Annotated in this window: 16 protein-coding genes; 8 read left to right on the top strand and 8 right to left on the bottom strand. The window is 63.0% G+C overall.

Features of this window, described 5'->3' with window-relative positions; translation table 11 throughout:
- Positions 1-15: 15 nt before the first annotated feature.
- From N8H74_RS02945 to N8H74_RS02935, 3 genes are all read left to right on the top strand, one after another.
- Positions 16-942 (top strand): LysR family transcriptional regulator, encoded by a 927-nt coding sequence (locus tag N8H74_RS02945; protein ID WP_262146134.1) that lies wholly within the window; start codon positions 16-18, stop codon positions 940-942.
- A 104-nt stretch (positions 943-1046) separates the two neighbouring features.
- Complete coding sequence (locus N8H74_RS02940) at positions 1047-1673, top strand: glutathione S-transferase (protein WP_262146133.1); 627 nt, start codon at positions 1047-1049, stop codon at positions 1671-1673.
- A gap of 62 nt (positions 1674-1735) precedes the next feature.
- Positions 1736-3766 (top strand): pyridoxamine 5'-phosphate oxidase family protein, encoded by a 2031-nt coding sequence (locus N8H74_RS02935; RefSeq protein ID WP_262146132.1) that lies wholly within the window; start codon positions 1736-1738, stop codon positions 3764-3766.
- A 66-nt stretch (positions 3767-3832) separates the two neighbouring features.
- Here N8H74_RS02935 and N8H74_RS02930 read toward each other — a convergent pair whose 3' ends face one another.
- The 8 genes from N8H74_RS02930 to N8H74_RS02895 are packed head-to-tail and all read right to left on the bottom strand — an operon-like array spanning position 3833 to position 12818.
- On the bottom strand, positions 3833-4963 hold the full coding sequence (locus N8H74_RS02930) for a glycosyltransferase family 4 protein (protein WP_262146131.1): 1131 nt from the start codon (positions 4961-4963) through the stop codon (positions 3833-3835).
- Positions 4964-6094 (bottom strand): glycosyltransferase family 1 protein, encoded by a 1131-nt coding sequence (locus N8H74_RS02925; RefSeq protein ID WP_262146130.1) that lies wholly within the window; start codon positions 6092-6094, stop codon positions 4964-4966.
- On the bottom strand, positions 6078-7445 hold the full coding sequence (locus N8H74_RS02920) for a glycosyltransferase family 1 protein (protein WP_262146129.1): 1368 nt from the start codon (positions 7443-7445) through the stop codon (positions 6078-6080). The genes N8H74_RS02925 and N8H74_RS02920 overlap by 17 nt, the downstream gene beginning before the upstream one ends.
- Positions 7442-8692: an ABC transporter ATP-binding protein gene (locus N8H74_RS02915; protein WP_262146128.1), complete on the bottom strand. Its 1251-nt coding sequence runs from the start codon at positions 8690-8692 to the stop codon at positions 7442-7444. Before N8H74_RS02915 ends, N8H74_RS02920 begins: the two co-directional genes overlap by 4 nt.
- Positions 8692-9489 (bottom strand): ABC transporter permease, encoded by a 798-nt coding sequence (locus tag N8H74_RS02910; RefSeq protein ID WP_262146127.1) that lies wholly within the window; start codon positions 9487-9489, stop codon positions 8692-8694. The genes N8H74_RS02915 and N8H74_RS02910 overlap by 1 nt, the downstream gene beginning before the upstream one ends.
- On the bottom strand, positions 9490-10932 hold the full coding sequence (locus N8H74_RS02905) for a mannose-1-phosphate guanylyltransferase/mannose-6-phosphate isomerase (RefSeq protein ID WP_262146126.1): 1443 nt from the start codon (positions 10930-10932) through the stop codon (positions 9490-9492).
- A 3-nt stretch (positions 10933-10935) separates the two neighbouring features.
- Entirely contained in the window at positions 10936-11907 is a 972-nt protein-coding gene (gene gmd, locus N8H74_RS02900; RefSeq protein WP_217829099.1) for a GDP-mannose 4,6-dehydratase, read from the bottom strand.
- Positions 11904-12818 (bottom strand): GDP-mannose 4,6-dehydratase, encoded by a 915-nt coding sequence (locus N8H74_RS02895; RefSeq protein WP_262146125.1) that lies wholly within the window; start codon positions 12816-12818, stop codon positions 11904-11906. Before N8H74_RS02895 ends, gmd begins: the two co-directional genes overlap by 4 nt.
- Positions 12819-13244: 426 nt before the next feature.
- On the opposite strand from N8H74_RS02895, the gene N8H74_RS02890 reads away from it, so the two are divergent.
- The 5 genes from N8H74_RS02890 to N8H74_RS02870 are packed head-to-tail and all read left to right on the top strand — an operon-like array spanning position 13245 to position 18958.
- The gene (locus N8H74_RS02890) at positions 13245-14804 is read left to right on the top strand and encodes a glycosyltransferase family 4 protein (RefSeq protein WP_262146124.1); all 1560 of its coding nucleotides are present in this window, start codon (positions 13245-13247) and stop codon (positions 14802-14804) included.
- The gene (locus tag N8H74_RS02885; protein ID WP_262146123.1) at positions 14798-16105 is read left to right on the top strand and encodes a glycosyltransferase; all 1308 of its coding nucleotides are present in this window, start codon (positions 14798-14800) and stop codon (positions 16103-16105) included. The genes N8H74_RS02890 and N8H74_RS02885 overlap by 7 nt, the downstream gene beginning before the upstream one ends.
- Entirely contained in the window at positions 16102-16986 is an 885-nt protein-coding gene (locus N8H74_RS02880; protein ID WP_262146122.1) for a class I SAM-dependent methyltransferase, read from the top strand. Before N8H74_RS02885 ends, N8H74_RS02880 begins: the two co-directional genes overlap by 4 nt.
- Positions 16983-18137 (top strand): acyltransferase, encoded by a 1155-nt coding sequence (locus tag N8H74_RS02875; RefSeq protein WP_262146121.1) that lies wholly within the window; start codon positions 16983-16985, stop codon positions 18135-18137. The genes N8H74_RS02880 and N8H74_RS02875 overlap by 4 nt, the downstream gene beginning before the upstream one ends.
- Positions 18131-18958, top strand: coding sequence for a class I SAM-dependent methyltransferase (locus tag N8H74_RS02870; protein WP_262146119.1), 828 nt, complete (start codon positions 18131-18133; stop codon positions 18956-18958). Before N8H74_RS02875 ends, N8H74_RS02870 begins: the two co-directional genes overlap by 7 nt.
- The last annotated feature ends 35 nt before the right edge of the window (positions 18959-18993 follow it).

The raw sequence follows: 18993 nt of genomic DNA, 5'->3' as shown, positions 1-18993 counted from the left end.
GACCCGAGGACCTTCATGGATCGCTTCCAGGAAATGCAAATCTTCGCCGCCGTCGCCCAGGAGCAGGGCTTCTCGGCGGCGGCGCGGCGGTTGGGTTTGTCGGCGGCCAGTGTCACCCGGGCGGTGGCGGGGCTGGAGTTGCGGATTGGCACGCAGTTGTTGATTCGCACCACCCGCAGCGTGCATTTGAGCGAGGCCGGGCTGCGATACCTTGAGGATTGTCGGAGGATTCTCGCCGAGGTGCAGGAAGCGGAGGATTCTGCTGCCGGCAGTCACGCCCAGCCTCGTGGGCAATTGACGGTGACGGCGCCGGTGTTGTTCGGCGAGTTGTTCGTCACGCCGGTGATGGCGGGGTATCTGGCCGAGTATCCGGAAGTGTCGATCAACGCCTTGTTGCTGGATCGTGTCGTCAGCATGGTCGAGGAGGGCGTCGATGTGGCGGTGCGCATCGGTGAGTTGCCGGACAGCAATCAGCACGCGATCCGGGTTGGCGAGGTGCGGCGGGTGGTGTGTGGATCGCCCGGGTTCTTTGCTGCTCATGGTCGGCCCACTCATCCGCAGGATCTGGCGGGGGCACCGGTGGTGGCGACTTCGTCCATTGGTCAGGTACGCAACTGGCCGTTCCTTGAAGCGGGGGAGCCGTTGAGCGTGCGACCGGAACCGCGTTTGGTGGTGACGGCCAATCAGGCCGCGATTTCCGCAGCCTGTCTTGGCCTCGGGCTGACGCGGGTGTTGTCCTATCAGGTCGCCAGCAAGGTGGCTTGCGGGGCGCTGGAAATCGTCCTCGCCGAATACGAGTTGCCGCCCTTGCCGATCCATGTGGTGTATCAGGGTGGGCGCAAAGCCCCGGCACGGGTGCGCAGTTTTGTCGACTATGCGGTAAAGGCCTTGCGAGAGCATCCGGCGCTGAAAGACGCGGCGTTATTTCGTCAGGTGAAATAATCGATTGCGTTTTCTGGTGATTCTTTTGTTTTGATGATGGGTGGAAGATGGCCTCCACCGGCGCCATCCCTCCAGTACGGCGCCCTCATCCAGCGGAGTCGACCATGCAACCGATCAAGTTCTACAACTTCCCGCGTTCCGGCCATGCCCATCGGGTAGAACTGATGCTGTCCCTGCTGCAATTGCCGACCGAAACCATCTTCGTCGATCTGGCGAAGGGGGAGCACAAGCAGCCGGCATTCCTGGCCATCAACAGCTTCGGCCAGGTGCCGGTGATCGATGACGGCGGCGTGGTGTTGGCCGACTCCAACGCGATCCTCGTTTATCTCGCGCAAAAGTACGGCAACGGCCGTTGGCTACCGAGCGATCCGGTCGGTGCCGCGCGAGTGCAGCGCTGGTTGTCGATTGCGGCAGGGCCGATTGCCTTTGGTCCGGCAGCCGCACGTCTTATTACCGTGTTTGGCGCGCAACTGAACGCTGATGAATTGATCACCCGCGCCCACAACCTGCTCAAGGTGATGGATCTGGAACTGGGCAAGACCCCGTACCTGGCCGGAGATGAGCCGACCATCGCCGATATCTCGGGCTACAGCTACATCGCCCATGCGCCGGAAGGCAACGTGTCGCTGGATGACTACGCCAACGTGCGCGCCTGGCTGGCCCGCGTCGAGGCCTTGCCTGGCTTTGTCGGCATGCCGCGCACGGTTGTCGGTTTGCAGAAGACCGCCTGAGGTTCCCGGCCCGGTTTCTGCGGGCCATCCACACTGCGCCCGTGGCGCGGGGAGATGTCGTGATGGAACATTCACCCTGGCACGCCGGCGAGCAGCAGTTGCAGGCGCATGTAGGTGTTGCCGAACGCATGGAAACATTCGGGCGTAAGGTGATTCGCAGCTGGATGCCGGATCAGCACCGCCAGTTCTATCAGCAATTGCCGTTCATGCTGTACGGCGCGGTGGATGGCGAAGGTCGACCCTGGGCCAGCGTGCTTGAAGGTGAACCCGGATTTGCCGAGTCCCCGGACCCGACCCATTTGCAGTTCACCAGCCTGCCCGCCACCGATGATCCGGCGCAATTGCAGGCCGGGGCGGCGATCGGTCTGCTCGGCATCGAGTTGCATACCCGCCGCCGCAATCGCCTCAACGGGCATATCGGCAGCCTGGGCGAGGCCGGTTTCGAACTCACCGTGGATCAATCCTTCGGCAACTGCCCGCAGTACATTCAACTGCGCCAGTTCCAGCGTGTGCCGCTGACGGACCCTGCTACCCGGCCCGCCGAGCACCTCGATGGGCTCGATGCCGCCGCCGTCGCGCTGATCGAAACCGCCGACACCCTGTTCGTCGCCAGTTATGTCGATGTCGACGGGCAGCGTGCGGTGGACGTTTCCCATCGCGGTGGCCAGCCCGGTTTCGTACGGGTCGAAGGCAATCGTCTGACCATCCCGGATTTTGCCGGCAACCTGCACTTCAACACCCTTGGCAACTTCCTGCTCAACCCTCGGGCCGGCCTGTTGTTCATCGACTTTTCCACAGGCGATCTGTTACAGCTCAGCGGCCGTACCGAGGTCATTCTCGACGGGCCGCAGATCGAAGCCTTTCAAGGCGCGGAACGCTTGTGGACCTTCGAGGTGGAGCATCTGGTGCGGCGTCCGGCAGCCCTGGCCCTGCGCTGGCGCTTCGAGGGCATGTCGCCCACCAGCCTGTTGACCGGCACCTGGGCTCAGGCCGAGGCGCGGTTGCAGGCCCAGGCGCTGGGCGATCAATGGCGGCCGTTGCGGGTGACGAAGATCGAAATGGAAAGCCGCAACATCCGCTCGATCTATCTGGAGCCGGATGACGGCGCCGGTCTGCCGGTGTTTCTCGCCGGGCAGCATCTGCCGTTGCGGTTCACCCTCGATGGCGAGGTGCATATCCGCACTTACAGTCTGTCGAGTGCGCCGTCGGACGGTTTCTTTCGAATCAGCGTCAAGCGCGAGGGGCTGGTGTCGAGCCACTTGCATGAGCAGATCCGCGTCGGCGATGTGCTGGAAGCACGCGCACCGAAAGGTCACTTCACCGTTGCACCGCTGGAGCGCCGGCCATTGGTGTTGCTGGCCGCCGGTGTCGGCATCACGCCGTTGCTGTCGATGCTCAGGGAGGTGGTGTATCAGGGTCTGCGCACCCGTGGGATTCGTCCTACGTGGTTGATCCAGAGTTCACGTAGCCTGGCGGATCAACCGTTTCGCCGGGAGCTGGACCAGTTGCTGGAAGGCGCCGGGGAGTCGGTGCGGGTTCTGCGCTTGCTCAGCCAGCCGGAGAGCGGTCTGGTGGAGCACGAGGATTTCGACCTGCACGGGCGGATCGACGCTGCGTTGCTGAGAAATCTGCTGGCGGTCGAGGATTACGATCAGGTCGATTTCGTCCTCTGCGGCCCCGGCGCTTTTACCCAGGGTTTGTACGACAGCCTGCGGGAACTGGATGTGCGTGATGCGCAGATCCACGCCGAAACCTTCGGTCCTTCGACCCTCAAGCGTCGGGCCGATGCGGATGCGATCGTCATCGAACAACCACCGGCGGCGACGACTTCGGTGCCGGTAGTGTTCGAGCGTTCGGCCAAGGAGGCACGCTGGCAGCCGGAGGGCGGCAGTCTGTTGGAGTTGGCGGAAAGCCGTGGCTTGCGTCCGGAATTCAGCTGTCGTGGCGGGTCGTGCGGCACCTGCAAGACGCGGCTGGTCAGCGGCGCGGTGAATTATCCACAGCCGCCCGCGGAGGTGCCGGAAGAAGGCCAGGTGCTGATTTGTTGCGCGGTGCCAGCCCAAAGTGCGCAGCCGCTGGTGCTGGATCTTTAAAACGCGTAACCCTTGTGGGAGCAGGCAGGCCTGCTCCCACATTGAGGATTTGTGTTGAATTTTTGCTCAGGCGTAGGACAACGCCTTCTCCTCCAGCAGATCCTGATACAGCTCCGTCCACTTGCGGCCCATTTCATCGGCTGTGAATAACTGCCGATAGCGCGCCTCTGCCTTCACGCCCATTTCCGCAGCCCGAGTCGGGTTTTCCCACAAGGTACGCATCGCCTCGCGAAACGCCTGTGGATGACTTGGCGGCACCACCAGCCCCGTTTCATTGTGGATATTGATGTAGCTGGTGCCGGTGCCGATTTCGCTGGAGATCATCGGTTTGCCGTACATCGCGCCTTCGAGCAGCGAGATGCCGAACGCCTCGGAGCGCAGGTGCGAGGGGAACACGATGGCGTAGCTCAATTGCAGCAGCGCCACTTTGTCTTCGTCGCCCAAGCGCCCGAGGAAGTGGATATTGCGCAGGCCCAGCGCAGCGGCCTGGGCGTGCAGTTCCTGCTCCAGCGGGCCGGCGCCGACGATCACAACCGGGTAATCCACATCCTTCAGCGCTTCGAGCAGGATGTGCAGGCCCTTGTAGTAACGCATCACGCCGACAAACAGGAAGAACTTATCCCCAAGCTGCTGGCGCCAGCGGTTCATGCGCTCGGCATCGGGCTGTGGATAACCTGCCTTGTTCAGACCGTAAGGGATGACCCGGGTCTTGTCCTGGAACTGCTGCAGCACATCGCTGGTGTGCAGGTAGTTGGGGGACGCCGCGACGATCCGGTCGGCGCTGGCAAGAAAGCGGTTCATCAGCGGCCGATAGAGTTTGAGCAAATGCTTCTGGCGAATGATGTCCGAGTGGTAGGTCACCACGCTGGGTTTGTCGGTCGCGCTGGCGAAGTGAACCAGATCCATGAACGGCCAAGGAAAGTGGTAGTTGACCACATCGGCCTCGGCGGCCATTTCGCGAAACTGTTTGAACACGCTCCAGGAAAAACCGGTGGAGGCGAACTGGATATCCAGTTTGGCCCGATGCACTTGGTGCTGCCCGAGTTGCACCACCGCCGGTTCCGGATTGGCGCTGAGGGTCAGCACCTGGCCGTCGATACCGTGTCGGGCGCCGCTTTCGCACAACTGGAAGATCACTTGTTCGATGCCGCCGACCGAGTCAGGCAGGTACGTCTTGAAGAAATGTAGAACTCGCATTCAACCTCCCGTGGCCTGGCGGTAGGCCTGGGCCGTGGCCCGTGCGCAACGCTTCCAGGAAAAAAGCCGTGCCTGCTGCAATCCGGCTTCGCGGCATGCCTGCCAATGCGCTTGATCGTCGATCAGCCGGCTCATCACTGTGCGCAAGCCGTCTGCATCGTCAGCTTCAATATAGTTGCCGGCGACGCCCGCCACCTCCGGCATCGCCGAAGAACGGGTGAGTGCCACCGGCGTGCCGCTGGCCATGGCTTCCAGGACCGGCAGGCCGAAACCTTCATACAACGACGGAAAAATCAGCGCCCGGGCACCGGCCAGCAGTTGCGCCACCTGTTCATCGGGCAAGTAGCCGAGCAGGCAGACGTGGCCGGAAGCCAGCGCCTGACGCAACTCATCATTGAACTGCTCGCGTTGCCAGCCCGCCATGCCGACGATCAGCAGCGGGAAGCGCTGGCGCAAGGCGTCCGGCAACAAGGCGTGAGCACGCAGGGCGAGGTTCAGGTTCTTGCGCGGTTCGAGGGTGCCGACACACAAAAAGTATTCCCGAAAGCTCACAGCGTGAGCCTTGAGCACCGCATCGATGGCTTCCGGTGGCCGTGGATGAAAGCGCTCGGCCACGCCCAGTGGCGCGACCACAAAACGCTCGGCGGGCAGTCCGAAATAATCCCGCGCCTCGTCAGCGATGGCTTGCGAGTCGGTAAGAATCAGCCGCGCTTGCTGTACGCCGGCAGCCAGTCGCCGCTCGATTTCCCGCAGTCGCGCCGCTGGCTGGGTCTGCGGGAAGTGCAGGTGCGTCAGGTCGTGCAGGGTGATCACGGTCGGGCCGTCGAAGGCCAGCGGCCACAGGCTCGGCTCGTGATACAGATCGATGTGTTGCGCGCGGCCCTGATCGAAGCGTTTCTGTTCCAGCCAGCGCCGGGCCTGATAGGCGCCGGGGATCTGCCGCAACAGCGGGGTCAGACGCGAATAACCAGGCATCGCGGCGTCCGGCAACGCCGAACTCCAGCCCCAGCCGTGGAACAGCGCCAGGTCTATGTCGGTTTCGGCGCGCAGGGCGGTCACCAGTTCGGCGACGTACTGGCCGATGCCGGTGCGCGGTGCCTGGAGGATCCGTGCGTTAAGGGCAATGCGCATGCGGCCTCGCTTGCGCCGTCGGCGCCTCCAGCACATTGCGCGCGGTTCGTTCGGCCAGTTGCGCACTGGCTTCGCGCCAGCCGATCCAGCGCCAGTCGGCCACATCGCGGACGGCGGGGAACTGGCCGCTGCGTTCGAAGGCGTGCAGCAGATCGGCGAGGCTTTGCGGGTCCTGCAAATCGAAGTAGGCCATGAACTCGCCGCCGATCTCGCGGAACACGGCGATGTCGCTGCCCATCGCCGGCAGGCCGCGCTGCATGGCTTCCACCAGCGGCAGGCCGAAACCTTCGACGAACGACGGAAACACCAGCGCACTGGCGTGGGCGTAGGCGTGTTCGAGGCTGGTGTCGCTGAGGTCGTTGAACATGAACAGGCGACGGTTCAGTTCGGGATGGTTGCGCACGCGGTCGAGCAGGGCGTCGCACTTCCAGCCGATGCGGCCGGCGATGCACAGTCGTGCCCTGGAGCCGTTGGCCCAGGCGCGTTCAAAAGCGTCCAGCAGGTACGCATGATTCTTGCGCGGCTCGATGGTGCTGACCATCAGGAACACCGGTTCCGGTGTGGCAAACAAGCGCTCAAGCGCTGGCTCGACCGTCGCCTCGGCGTTGTGCAGATCAAGCTCCGAGCCGAGGTGGAAGTAATCGAACCAGCGTTGCTCGGCCTGCGCCGGGCCGATTCGTCGCTGCAACTCTTCGCGCAACTGATCGCGAACCGTGGCGGAAATCGCCATGAAACCATCGGCGGTGCGGCTCAGCCAGTCGAACCATTCGCTGAAAACCTGCACCAGCCGTGTGTCGTAAAACTGCGGGTGGGACAGCGGAATCAGGTCGTAGATCACTGCGACGATGCCTACGCCATCTCGTTTGAGGCGTTCGGCCTGCACGAAAAAGTCCGAGTGCCAGGACGAATCCAGCAGTACCAGTTGATCGCCGCTCCGGTGTTGCAGTGGTGCGCAGCGCTTGGGCAGTTGATGGCGGTTGATCCGCTCGATCAGGCGCAGCGGGACCCCGAATACGCCGAAGGACGTCAGGCGATAGCCGACGTACAACAGACGTCGCGCGGTTTTGCTTTTCAGGCGGCTGTCGCGGCGCTGATACCCTTGCCAGAAACGATGGGCCAGGCGTTCCAGGCGCTCGCCGAATGTGACGACGGCGTTGAACAGCGGCGAATCCAGCGGTGCCAGGCGCGTCACGCGGTACAGCGTGCCCTTGAGCAGGACCACCGGCAGGCATTCGACCCCTTCGGCGCTCGGCGGCAATTGGTTGATGACGTTGCGCACCACGCGCTGGATCCCCGAGTTGACCTTCGGGTGCTTGAACACGTGGGTGCATTCGACCAGGAGGCGGGTCATGGCGCGCGCTCCACGAGGTTTTCCGCGTGACGGGTGATCGACGTTTTCGCCCCTAGCCACGAGCACCCGACGAAATCTTCCTGGCGGTTGTTGATGATGTGGAACACCAGCCCGTAATCGCGCCATTCGAAGTTGCGGTCCAGGTGCGAGTCCAGCCGCGACAGGCTCAGCGCCACGGAGTAATTGCCTTTGCCCAGTCCCATGATGAACGCGAAGCGGTAAGTGATGCGCTCGCCTGCATGGAGGTCTTCCAGGGCCTGGTTCTGCCGGTGCGTGTTGATGCCGTACATGGCCTGGCCGAGGCGGTCCTTGATCATGAAACCGAGCACCAGCCGTTCGATGTCCTGGCGGATTTCGACCTGCACTTCCAGCACCACCGGCTGACCGACTTCGGCCGCCTCGATGGAGCGCTCGCGTTCATCCAGCAGGCGCACGCTGAGAATGCCCGCCTCGCCGGTGCCGGACACGGTTTGTACCTGGCCGCCGGCGAGGGTTTCCTGGCGTACGGTCTGGCCTTCGCGTTCGGCGAGCAGGGCGTTGTAGTAATCCATGACCGCTTCTGGCTTGTCGTGCATGGCCATGCGGCCGCCTTCGAGGAGGATCGCTGAATCGCAGATCGACTGAATCGCCGAGCGATCGTGGGAAACGATCAGCAGGGTGGTGCCGGCCTTGCGGAAGCTGCGGATGCGATCGAAGCTCTTGTGCTGAAAGTAGGCGTCGCCCACCGACAGGGCTTCATCGACGATCAGGATGTCCGGGCGGCGCGCGGTGGCGACGCTGAACGCCAGGCGCATCTGCATGCCGCTGGAGTAAGTACGCACCGGATGATCGATGGCCTCGCCGATTTCCGCGAAACGTTCGATGTCGGGCATCAGCGCTTCGATCTCTTCGACCTGCATGCCCAGCAGTTGCCCGGCCATCACTGCGTTCTGCCGACCGGTGAAATCCGGGTGGAAGCCCATGCCCAGTTCCAGCAACGCGGCGACCCGGCCTTCCAGTTGAATCCGCCCGCAGGTCGGCTGGGTGGTGCCGGTGATCATTTTCAGCAGGGTGCTCTTGCCGGCGCCGTTGACGCCGACGATGCCCACCGCTTCACCCGGGGCGATTTCGAAGTTCACGTCCTGCAAGACCCAATGCTGGCGATGGCGCATCGGTGAAAACGGAATCAGCCATTCGGCCAGGCGGCTCCAGCGGGTGGGGTATTGCTTGTAGGCCTTGCCCAGGTCCGTGACACGTATATGGCCCATCAGAGTTCATCCACCATTTCGCCGACCCGCCGCCGAAACACACGCAGGCCGATCACGCAGAACAACACGCTGATCACCAGGATCGGCAACAGCGAATTCCACACCGGCCACTGGCCGTAGAGAAACAGGTTCTGGTAGCTGCCGATCAGGTTGGTCAGCGGATTGAGTTGCAGCAGGCGCTGCACCCACTCGGGCAGGATGCTCAACGGGTAAACGATCGGCGTCAGCCAGAACCAGAATTGCAGGCAGATGGCGAAGAACTGCCCGACATCGCGGAAAAACACGTTGAGCACGCCGAGGATCATTCCCAGTCCCGCACAGAACAGCACCTGCAACGCCAGCAGCGGCAGCATCGCCAGCAACGCCATGCCCGGCCAGCGCCCGGTAATCAGCAGAAAGCCGAGAAACAGGCCGATGATGATCGCGAAGTTGATCCCGGCATTGAGCAGCACGATCACCGGCAGGCAGATACGCGGGAAGCTGATTTTCTTCAGCAGGTTGGCGTTTTCCAGAAACATGTTCTGGCTGCGCAGGGTGATTTCCGAGAACAGGCCCCAGGTCAGCAGGCCCGCGCACAGGTAGACGCTGTAGGCCATGCCGTCGTCCACTCCGGGTAAACGGGCACGCATGATGTGGGAAAAGATCACCGTGTACACGACGATCATCGACAGCGGATTGAGTACCGTCCACAGCGCGCCGAACAGCGAATTGCGATACCGCGCTTGAAACTCTCGCTTGACGCTACCGAGGATGAAGCCACGGTAGCTGCGCAGCGAGCGGTACAGGGAAAGCAGCATTCAAACCGTCCTGCCGTATTGATCTTCTAAGCGAACGATATCGTCCTCTCCCAGGTATTCGCCGCTTTGCACTTCGATGATCACCAGATCGATCACGCCGGGGTTTTCCAGGCGATGCTTGTGCCCGGCGGCAATGAACGTCGATTCGTTCTTCGCCACCAGCGTCGTGCCGGTGCCATTGTTGGTGACTTTGGCCATGCCTTCGACCACCACCCAGTGTTCGTTGCGGTGATGGTGCATTTGCAGGGACAGCTTGCCACCGGGCTTGACCACGATGCGCTTGATCTTGAAGCGCGGGCCTTCCTCGAGCACGGTGTAGGTGCCCCACGGACGGCTGACCGTGCGATGCAGGCGATAGGCTTCGTGGGATTTGTCCTTGAGCTGCTTGGCCACCCGCCGCACGTCCTGCGCGCGGTCGGCGTGGGCCACGAGCACGGCGTCGGCGGTGTCGATCACGATCAGGTCTTCCACACCCACCGCCGCCACCAGCCGGCCTTCGCTCTGGACGAAGTTGTTCTTGCTGTCGATGAAGATCGCTTCACCGCTGGCGCGGTTATGGTCGGCGTCGGCCGGCACCAGCGCCGCGACTGCGCCCCATGAACCGATGTCACTCCAGTCGAAACCGGCGGGCACCACGACGACTTTGTCCGAGCGCTCCATCAGGGCGTAGTCGATGGAGATGTCGGTGATCTCGGCGAACAGCGCCGGCGAGAGTTCCTGTTGCAGGTAGCCAGTGGTTTCCAGCGGTTCGCTGGCGGCCATGCAGGCGCGGGTCTGTTCCAGCAACTCCGGGGCGTGCAGCTGCAGTTCGCCCAGCAGCGTCGCGATGGAGAAACAGAACATGCCCGAGTTCCACAGGAAATTGCCGCTTTCCAGGTAATGGGTGGCGGTTTGCAGGTCGGGTTTTTCCACGAAGCGCTGCACTTTCGCGGCGCCTCTGGCGTCCAGCGGCGCGCCGGTCTCGATGTAGCCGAAGCCGGTTTCCGGAGCGCTCGGCACGACGCCGAAGGTCACCAGGTAACCATCCTTCGCCAGATTCACCGCGTGTTCGACCGCGCTTTTGAGCGCGTCTTCGTTGACGATCAAATGGTCGGCGGGCATCACCACCATGATCGCTTCATCGCCGTGCAGGGCTTGCAGCGCCAGGGCCGCCGCCGCGATGGCCGGGGCGGTGTTGCGTCCGCTCGGCTCCAGCAGGAAGTGCCCGCGATGGCGGGACACCCGTGCGGCCTGATAGTGATCCTTGCTCTGGAAGTAGTATTCGCGATTGGTCACCGTGACGATATCGCCCCAGCCGTCCAGCAGCCCGGCCGCGCGCCGATAAGTCTTGCCCAGCAGCGACTGGCCGTCGGGCAGGGTCATGAACGGTTTGGGGTGGCCTTCGCGCGACACCGGCCACAAACGGGTCCCGGCACCGCCGGAGAGAATCACGGGGATCAGCATGGCCTACTCCTTGGCAACGCGTTTCATGTCCGCATCCATCATCATGCGGATCAAGGTATCCAGGTCGGTTTTCGGCTTCCAGCCCAGCACGCGCTGAGCCTTGGCCGGATTGCCGAGCAGCACTTCGACTTCCGCCGGGCGGAAGAAGGCCGGGTCGATCTTCACGTAGTCGCGGTAGTTCAGGCCGACGTGATCGAACGCGATGCGGCACATCTCGCGCACGGTGGTGGTGACGCCGGTGGCGACCACGAAATCATCGGGCTTGTCCTGTTGCAGCATCAGCCACATGGCTTCGACGTAGTCGCCGGCAAAACCCCAGTCACGCTTGGCGTCGATGTTGCCCAGGGCCAGTTCCTGCTGTTTACCCTGCTTGATGCGGGCGGCGGCGTCGGTGACCTTGCGGGTGACGAACTCGATGCCGCGCAGCGGGGACTCATGGTTGAACAGGATGCCGCTGCTGGCGTGCAGGTTGAAACTTTCGCGGTAGTTGACGGTGATCCAGTGGCCGTACAGTTTCGCCACGCCGTAAGGGCTGCGCGGGTAGAACGGGGTGTTCTCGTCCTGCTGCTCGGCCTGGATCAGGCCGAACATTTCGCTGGTCGACGCCTGATAGAAACGCGTGTGCGGGCTGAACTGGCGGATCGCTTCGAGCAGGTGGGTCACGCCCAGGCCATCGACGATGCCGGTGGTCACCGGTTGATTCCATGACGCCGCGACAAAACTTTGCGCCGCGAGGTTGTAGACCTCGTCCGGGGCCGACTGGATGACGGCACGCTGTACCGAGCAGGCATCGGCCATGTCGCCGTCGAGGTAAACGATATCGGCTTCGACGCCCATCTCGCGCAGGCGCCAGCGTGAGTCGCTGCTGCGCCGTGCCACCAGTCCATGAACCTTGTAGCCCTTGTCCAGCAGCAGTCTGGCCAGATAAGCGCCGTCCTGGCCGGTAATCCCTGTGATCAATGCACTTTTTGTCATTCTTGTCGTACTCGCTTCTCCCAGTCGGACAGGATCGCCCGCAGGGATTGTTGTATAGAGATTTCAGGCGTCCATCCTGTGGTCCGGGTCAGCCGTTGGTGGCTGCCGCAAACGCGACGCTGATCGGCGCGCCGCAGCCGCGCCGGATCCTGAACCAGTTGCATGTCGATTTCAGCCAGGTCGCCCATTTGCGCGATCAGGCTGCGAATACTCTGTTCCTGCCCGGAGCAGACGTTGTAGACCTGACCCGGCGTACCTTTTTCCAGCAGCGCGAAGTACGCCGAAATGACGTCGTCGACATCGAGGAAGTCCCGCGTGACATCGATGTCGCCGACCTCCAGTTGTGGCGCTTGCAGGCCCTGGCGGATGCGCATGATCTGCCGTGCGGCACTGGCGATGACGAAGCTGTCTTTCTGTCCGGGGCCGATGTGATTGAACGGACGCGCCACCAGCACCGGCCAGCCTTCGCTCAAGCCCCATTGCAGGCTGAGGAATTCTGCCGACAGTTTGCTCACCGCATAAGGATTGCGCGGGCATGGCGGTTGTTGTTCGGTGATTGGCAGGACGGCCTCGGCGACCTGGCCGTAGACGTCGCCGGAGCTGACGTACAGGAACGTGCCCTTGAAGCCACGGGCCTTGAGGGCCTGCAGCAGGTTGAGGGTGCCGAGCAGATTGATGTCGAGGGTGCGCGCGGGATCGCGAAAGGCTTCGGGAACGAACGTCTGGCCGGCCAGATGAATCACTGCGTCCGGCAATTGCGGCCACAGTTCGCCCAGGCTGTCCGGGTTTGTCAGGTCATAGGGCGCAGCGGCAGGCAGCAGCTCCCACGACGAGTCGGCTGATACCAGACGCGACTGGATATGTTGTCCCACGAATCCGGTAAGACCCGTGATGAACAGACGCTTTTTCAAACAGCGGCCCCTTGGTCTTGAACTTGCGCCATTTCCCACAGGCTCTATGGGTATGTCTGTCAGACCGGTGGCAGAACCGGCGTCGGAACAGGCGAAGTCATCGTTTGTAGTTATTTGGTTGCCAATCTGTGCCAATTGCGCAGCAATTTCAACCGGGCAAATCGTGACCGGTCAGTTCTCGTCATCCTAGCCTGATTTATTCTCGCCGGGCGGTTCACGAATCCGCGATGGATGTGTTTAGAATGCCCCTCGTCGCGATCCTCTCAGGCTTGTCCGGATGACCGCGCGACAGGGTGAAACCGACCACTAAAACAAGAACGAAGACGTGCGTGAGGACGCAGGACGAGAAGCGGCGCTGCCGATCCGATCCGACGCCCGCCGTCATGACGTGAGATTGCCGGGATGGCGGTCTCGCCGTGGAATGCCATGAATTTCATTCTCTACTCGGACGTCAACGACAGCTCCATCAGCCAGAGTCTCGGGCGTCCCGAATACAGTTACTACTTCGTGCTCAAGGCCTATCGCCCGGTGCTCGAAAGCCTCGGGCGGGTGCATGTGGTGACCTCTGTCGACGAGGTCGATCCGCTCTATCGGCAACTGCTCGCTGGCGGTGAAGCCAGTGTGTTCCTGTCGTTCACCCCGCCGCAGAATACCCCGACCGGTCTTGAGTGCCCGACCCTCTGCGTGGTCGCCTGGGAGTTCGATTCGATCCCCGACGAAACCTGGGACGACGACCCACGCCAGGACTGGACGCAGATGCTCGCTCGCCAAGGGCGGGTGATTACGCTGTCGAGCCATACCGCGCGAGCGATTCGCCGGGCCATGGGTGAAGACTTTCCGGTGCTGGTGCTGCCGACGCCGCTGTGGGAAAACTTCGCGGCCATTCGCGAGCAGCATGACAGTGCGCCGATCAATCCCGGCGCGACCCTGGCGATCAAGGGCTGCATTTTCGACAGCCGCACGCTGAATCTTTGTGCCGATGACCTGCTGCCCAAGCCGCTGACCGCCGAGCAACTGGCGGAAATCGAAGCGCTGCGGCCGCCGCCACTGACCCTCAAGCGACGCTTGGTCATCGCTCGTCATTACCTGCATTTGTGGCGCCGGAACGCGGCCGGCCAGGACGGCGAGCCACGGGTCATGTTCCTGCACCACTGGTACTGGGAAGGGCTGCGCGATCTGTTCTCGGACAAGGCCCACGCCTGGCTCGAACGCCGCCTGCCGACCATCGCCGCGCCGCATGCGGTGCCCGTGGCCGAGCCGCCACCGCTGGAACTGCCGGACACCTCCGGTGTGGTTGAAACCAGCGTCGATGGCGTGGTTTACGTCACTGTGTTCAACCCGAAAGACGGCCGCAAGAACTGGCATCAATTGATCACCGCGTTCTGCTGGGCGTTTCGCGAAACGCCGGACGCGACTCTGGTGTTGAAGATCACCCAAAGCGATCTGGCGTCCTATTACAGCGAGCTGATGACCCTGCTCGCGCAGTTGTCGCCGTTCGCCTGCCGGGTGCTGGTGATGCACGGTTACCTGGACGACGCGCAATATGCCCGGCTCTACGAGGCCGCGAGTTTTTACGTCAATGCCTCGCGCTGCGAAGGCCTGTGCCTGCCGCTGATGGAGTTCATGTCCAGCGGCAAACCGGTGATCGCTCCGGATCACACGGCCATGGAAGACTACATCGACGACTCGGTGGCTTTCGTCGTCAAGGCCAGCGAAGAGCTGACGATCTGGCCCCAGGACACCCGCATCATCTATCGGACCCTGCGCTACCGACCGGACTGGGGCTCGCTCAAGAGCGCCTACGAAAACAGTTACCGGATGGCCAGGACGCAGCCGCAGGACTACCGGCGCATGTCCGCCGCCGCCGTCGAGCGCATGCACGCCTACTGCGCGTTCGCCCCGGTGCAGCAGCGCATGGCGGATTTCTTCGCGCTGACACCTCGGGCCACCGATGCCACGCCTGTGACGGATAACGCCTCATGCTGATCATCATTCATTCGGAAACCAACCAGCACACCATCGCGCAGAACCTGGGCCGCTCGGAGTACAGCTATTACTTCGTGCTCAAGGAATACCGGCCGGTGCTCGAACGTCTCGGGCGAGTGATCGAAGTCACCGACCCGGCGCGTGAGGTCGATGCGCTGTACCTGGATTGTCTGGCCCGTGGCGAACCCTGCGTGTTCCTGTCGTTTTCGCCGCCCCATCGCACGCCGATCCACTTGGCCTGCCCGACGCTGCCGGTGTTCGCCTGGGAGTTCAGCACCATTCCCGACGAGCCGTTCGACGGCGAGCCGCGCAATGACTGGCGCACGGTGTTGCGGGCCTGCGGAGCGGCGATCACCCATTCCAGCTACACGGTCAACGCCGTGCGCGAAGCCATGGGCGCCGATTACCCGATCGTCGCGGTGCCGGCGCCGGTGTGGGATCGCTTTGCCGCGCGCGGCGCGCAGTTGCAGGGCCAACCCGCGCCGACGGAACCGCTGATGCTGAAGATCAAGGGGCTGGTGGCCGACAGTCGCCAGCTCAATCTCGACGCCTTCGGCCCGAAGCATCTGCGCCGTGGACAGGGCATCGATTTCACCGCTCCGGTCAGCGAGCAGACCTTGCTGCTGGACGGCGTGGTCTACACCTCGGTGTTCAATCCCGGTGACGGGCGCAAGAACTGGGAGGATATGCTCAGCGCGTTCTGCGTGAGTTTCCGCGAGGTCGAAGACGCGACCCTGGTGCTCAAGCTGACCCATCACGATGCCGAAGAAGCGCTCGGCGACATTCTTCATCATCTGTACAAAAACCAACCCTATCGCTGCCGGATCGTGCTGATTTACGGCTACCTTGCGGACGCGGACTACGAACGTCTGGTGCAGGCCACCCGTTATGTGGTGAACACGTCCTACGGCGAAGGCCAGTGCCTGCCGCTGATGGAGTTCATGTCCTGTGGCAAACCAGCGGTGGCGCCGCGCACCACGGCGATGATCGATTACCTCGACGCCGGGAATGCGTTCGTGATCGAGTCCACCGATGAACTCACCGCCTGGCCCCACGATCCGCGCAAGGCGTTCCGCACCTTGCGTTACATGACCAACTGGGCGTCGTTGTGCGAGTCCTATCGCGCCAGTTACGAGGTGGCGACCCGTCAGCCGCAGCGTTACGCGCAGATGTCGGCGCAAGCGGTCCTGAGCCTGCAAGGGTTTTGCAGTCAGGCCGTGGCCGAGCAGCGCTTGCAGAGCTTTCTCGCGCAACTGTTCGAGCACCGCGCGATGTTGGCCGAGGAAGCCCCCGGCCCATGATCCGCGCATTGATCCGACGTTTTCTGCCCGCCGCGCCAGCGCCGGCGGTTGCCACTCCGGCGCCGGACGTGCCGAGGGTTTCGCCTCGGGATGTCGGCCTGTGCGATGCCGTCCTCGATGGCTGGTTTTGCGGTGATACCGGCGAAATGCTCAAGGGCTTTGCCATCGGTGCCGACGATACCGTCCTCGATGTCGGCTGCGGCGAAGGCGTGGCGACCCTGTTCGCAGTGCGCCAGGGTGCCTCGGTGATCTTTACCGACAGCGAACACGACAAGGTGCGTGACCTCGCCCGCCAGGTCGAGGCGCAATCGAGACGGGCGAATCTGGGCCTGGTCAGCAACAGCCTGCCGTTGCCGCTGGCCGATGGCTGCGCCAGCAAAGTGGTGTGCATGGAGGTCCTCGAACACATCGACGAGCCTGAGCCGTTCATGGCCGAGCTGGTGCGCATGGGTCGTCCCGGCGCGCAATACCTGCTGAGCGTCCCGGCCCCGGTGGGCGAGCATTTGCAGCAGGGCATCGCGCCGGCCAGCTACTACCAGTCGCCCAATCATGTGCAGATTTTTACCCCGGAGCGTTTTGCCGCGCTGGTCGAGGAGGCCGGTCTGGTGATCGAGCATCGTCAGGCCACGGGCTTTTTCTGGGTGATGGGCATGATCTTTTTCTGGGCCAGCGAACGTGCCGCCGGACGTGATCTGGAAGGCGCGGTGCGCGACCGGATCCAGCCGCCGTATCCGCCGCTGATGGAGAGTTGGGCGCGCACCTGGCAAGACCTGCTCGCGCAGCCTGACGGTCTGGCGATCAAGCAGGTGCTCGACCGCTTCATGCCCAAGAGCCAGGTGATCATTGCCCGCAAGCCCCTCGATGCAGGGAACGCCTCATGAGCGGCAAACGGATCATGGACATCGAGGTGCTGCGCGCAATCGCGGTACTCGGGGTTCTGTTTCATCACTTGCAGGGCAGTCTGTTCACCGATCCGGTGCCGCTGCTGGAAAACATCCATGCCTGGGCGCAGCCGTGGTGGGGCGTCGATCTGTTTTTCGCGATCTCGGGATTTGTGATCGCCCGCAGCCTGATCCCGGCCTTGCACGGCTGCAGCACGCGCCGGGAATACTGGGAGCAGACACGCAATTTCTGGCTGCGGCGGGTGTTCCGGCTGTTGCCGTCGGCGTGGTTGTGGCTGGCGCTGATGCTGCTGGCGTGTGTGTTTCTCAACCGCTCCGGGGCGTTCGGCACGTTGTCGGCGAATATCCAGGCGACCCTGGCGGGTGTGTTGCAGTACGCCAATTTCCGCTTTGCCGACAGCTTCTTCCATTACGAGTACGGCAGCAGTTTCGTGTACTGGAGCCTGTCGCTGGAAGAGCAGTTCTACCTGCTGTTCCCGTTGCTGATTCTGGTGTGCCGCAAGCATCTGGTGTGGGCGCTGCTGGCGCTCGTTGCGGTGCAGCTGTTCACCCTGCGCACGCCGCTTTTGATGGTGGTTCGCACCGACGCGCTGGCCCTTGGCATCCTGCTGGCGATGTGGAGCGCCCAGCCTTCGTACAAGCGCTGGGAGCCGACCTTTCTGCGTCGCCCGTGGGCCGGGTTGTCCGCGCTGATCGGCATCGGCCTGCTGTTGAGTTTCATGGCGACTGACTGCTTCACCTTCGCCAGTTATCGCATCGGTTCCATCGCCGTGCTCAGCGCGATGCTGGTTTGGATCGCCTCTTACAACCGCGATTACCTGTTGCCGGCCGGCGTTGTGCAACGGTTGATGGCATGGATCGGCAGCCGCTCCTACGGCATCTACCTGATTCATATCCCGGCCTATCAACTGGTGCGTGAACTGATCTTCCGTTTGCAGACTGCCGGTCTGCCCAGTCCGGCCGGTCGTCCGGTCGTCACCCTGCTGATCGCGGGCGGGTTGATCGTGCTGCTCAGCGAACTCAATTACCGCCTGATCGAAATGCCGATGCGCAACCGTGGCGCTGCCCTGGTCAAACGCCTCGGAACGTCGCGTACCGCCGTCCCATCCTCTGGAGCCACCTCATGCTGAGCCTTTTGAAGAAACTCACGGCGGCGACGCCTGCGCCAGTCCCCGAGCAACCTGCCGTGCCGGTCGCCGACAAGGTCGATCCGTACATGCTCGGCCTGTACGACGCGACGCTCAGCGGCTGGTTCAACAAGGAGACCGGCGAGCTGTTCACAGGCTTCCCGGTGACGGCGGATGACATCCTGATCGATGTCGGCTGCGGCGATGGCGGCAACGTGCAGTTCTGCGGCAATCGCGGGGCGCGGATCATCATCGCCGACATCGACGAAGCCAAGGTCGAAGCCACCCGCCAGCGCCTGGCCGATACTCCGGCGCGCAGCGTCGAGTGCCATGTCACCGACTGCAATCCACTGCCGATCGCCGACGGCACCGCGACTCGCGTGGTGTCCACGGAAGTCATCGAGCACGTCGAGGACCCGGCGCAGTTCCTCTCTGAACTGGTGCGTGTCGGCCAGTCGGGGGCGCTGTACCTGCTGAGCGTGCCGCACCCGAGTTCCGAAGACCTGCAAAAGGGCATCGCGTCCCCGGACTATTTCGAGAAGCCGAACCACATTCGCATCATCAGTGAAGAGCAGTTCAAGGCGATGGTCAGCGAGGCCGGCCTGGAGATCATCAGCCATAGCCAGTACGGCTTTTACTGGTCGATGTGGATGCTGCTGTTCTGGGAAGCCAAGGTCGATTTCAGCAATCCCGACCATCCGCTGCTCCATCACTGGGCCAGCACCTGGCAAGCCGTGCTCGACTCGCCCCGCGGCGCGCAGATCAAAGAGGCCCTGGACGGCGTCGTGGCGAAAAGTCAGGTGATCATCGCGCGCAAACCGTAGCCCCGCCGCAAGCCTTCGTGGGCGAGGTCACTCCC

The organism is Pseudomonas sp. B2M1-30 (assembly GCF_025447575.1).
Lineage (GTDB): Bacteria > Pseudomonadota > Gammaproteobacteria > Pseudomonadales > Pseudomonadaceae > Aquipseudomonas > Aquipseudomonas botevensis.
This window is presented reverse-complemented; position numbering and strand designations above follow the sequence as displayed.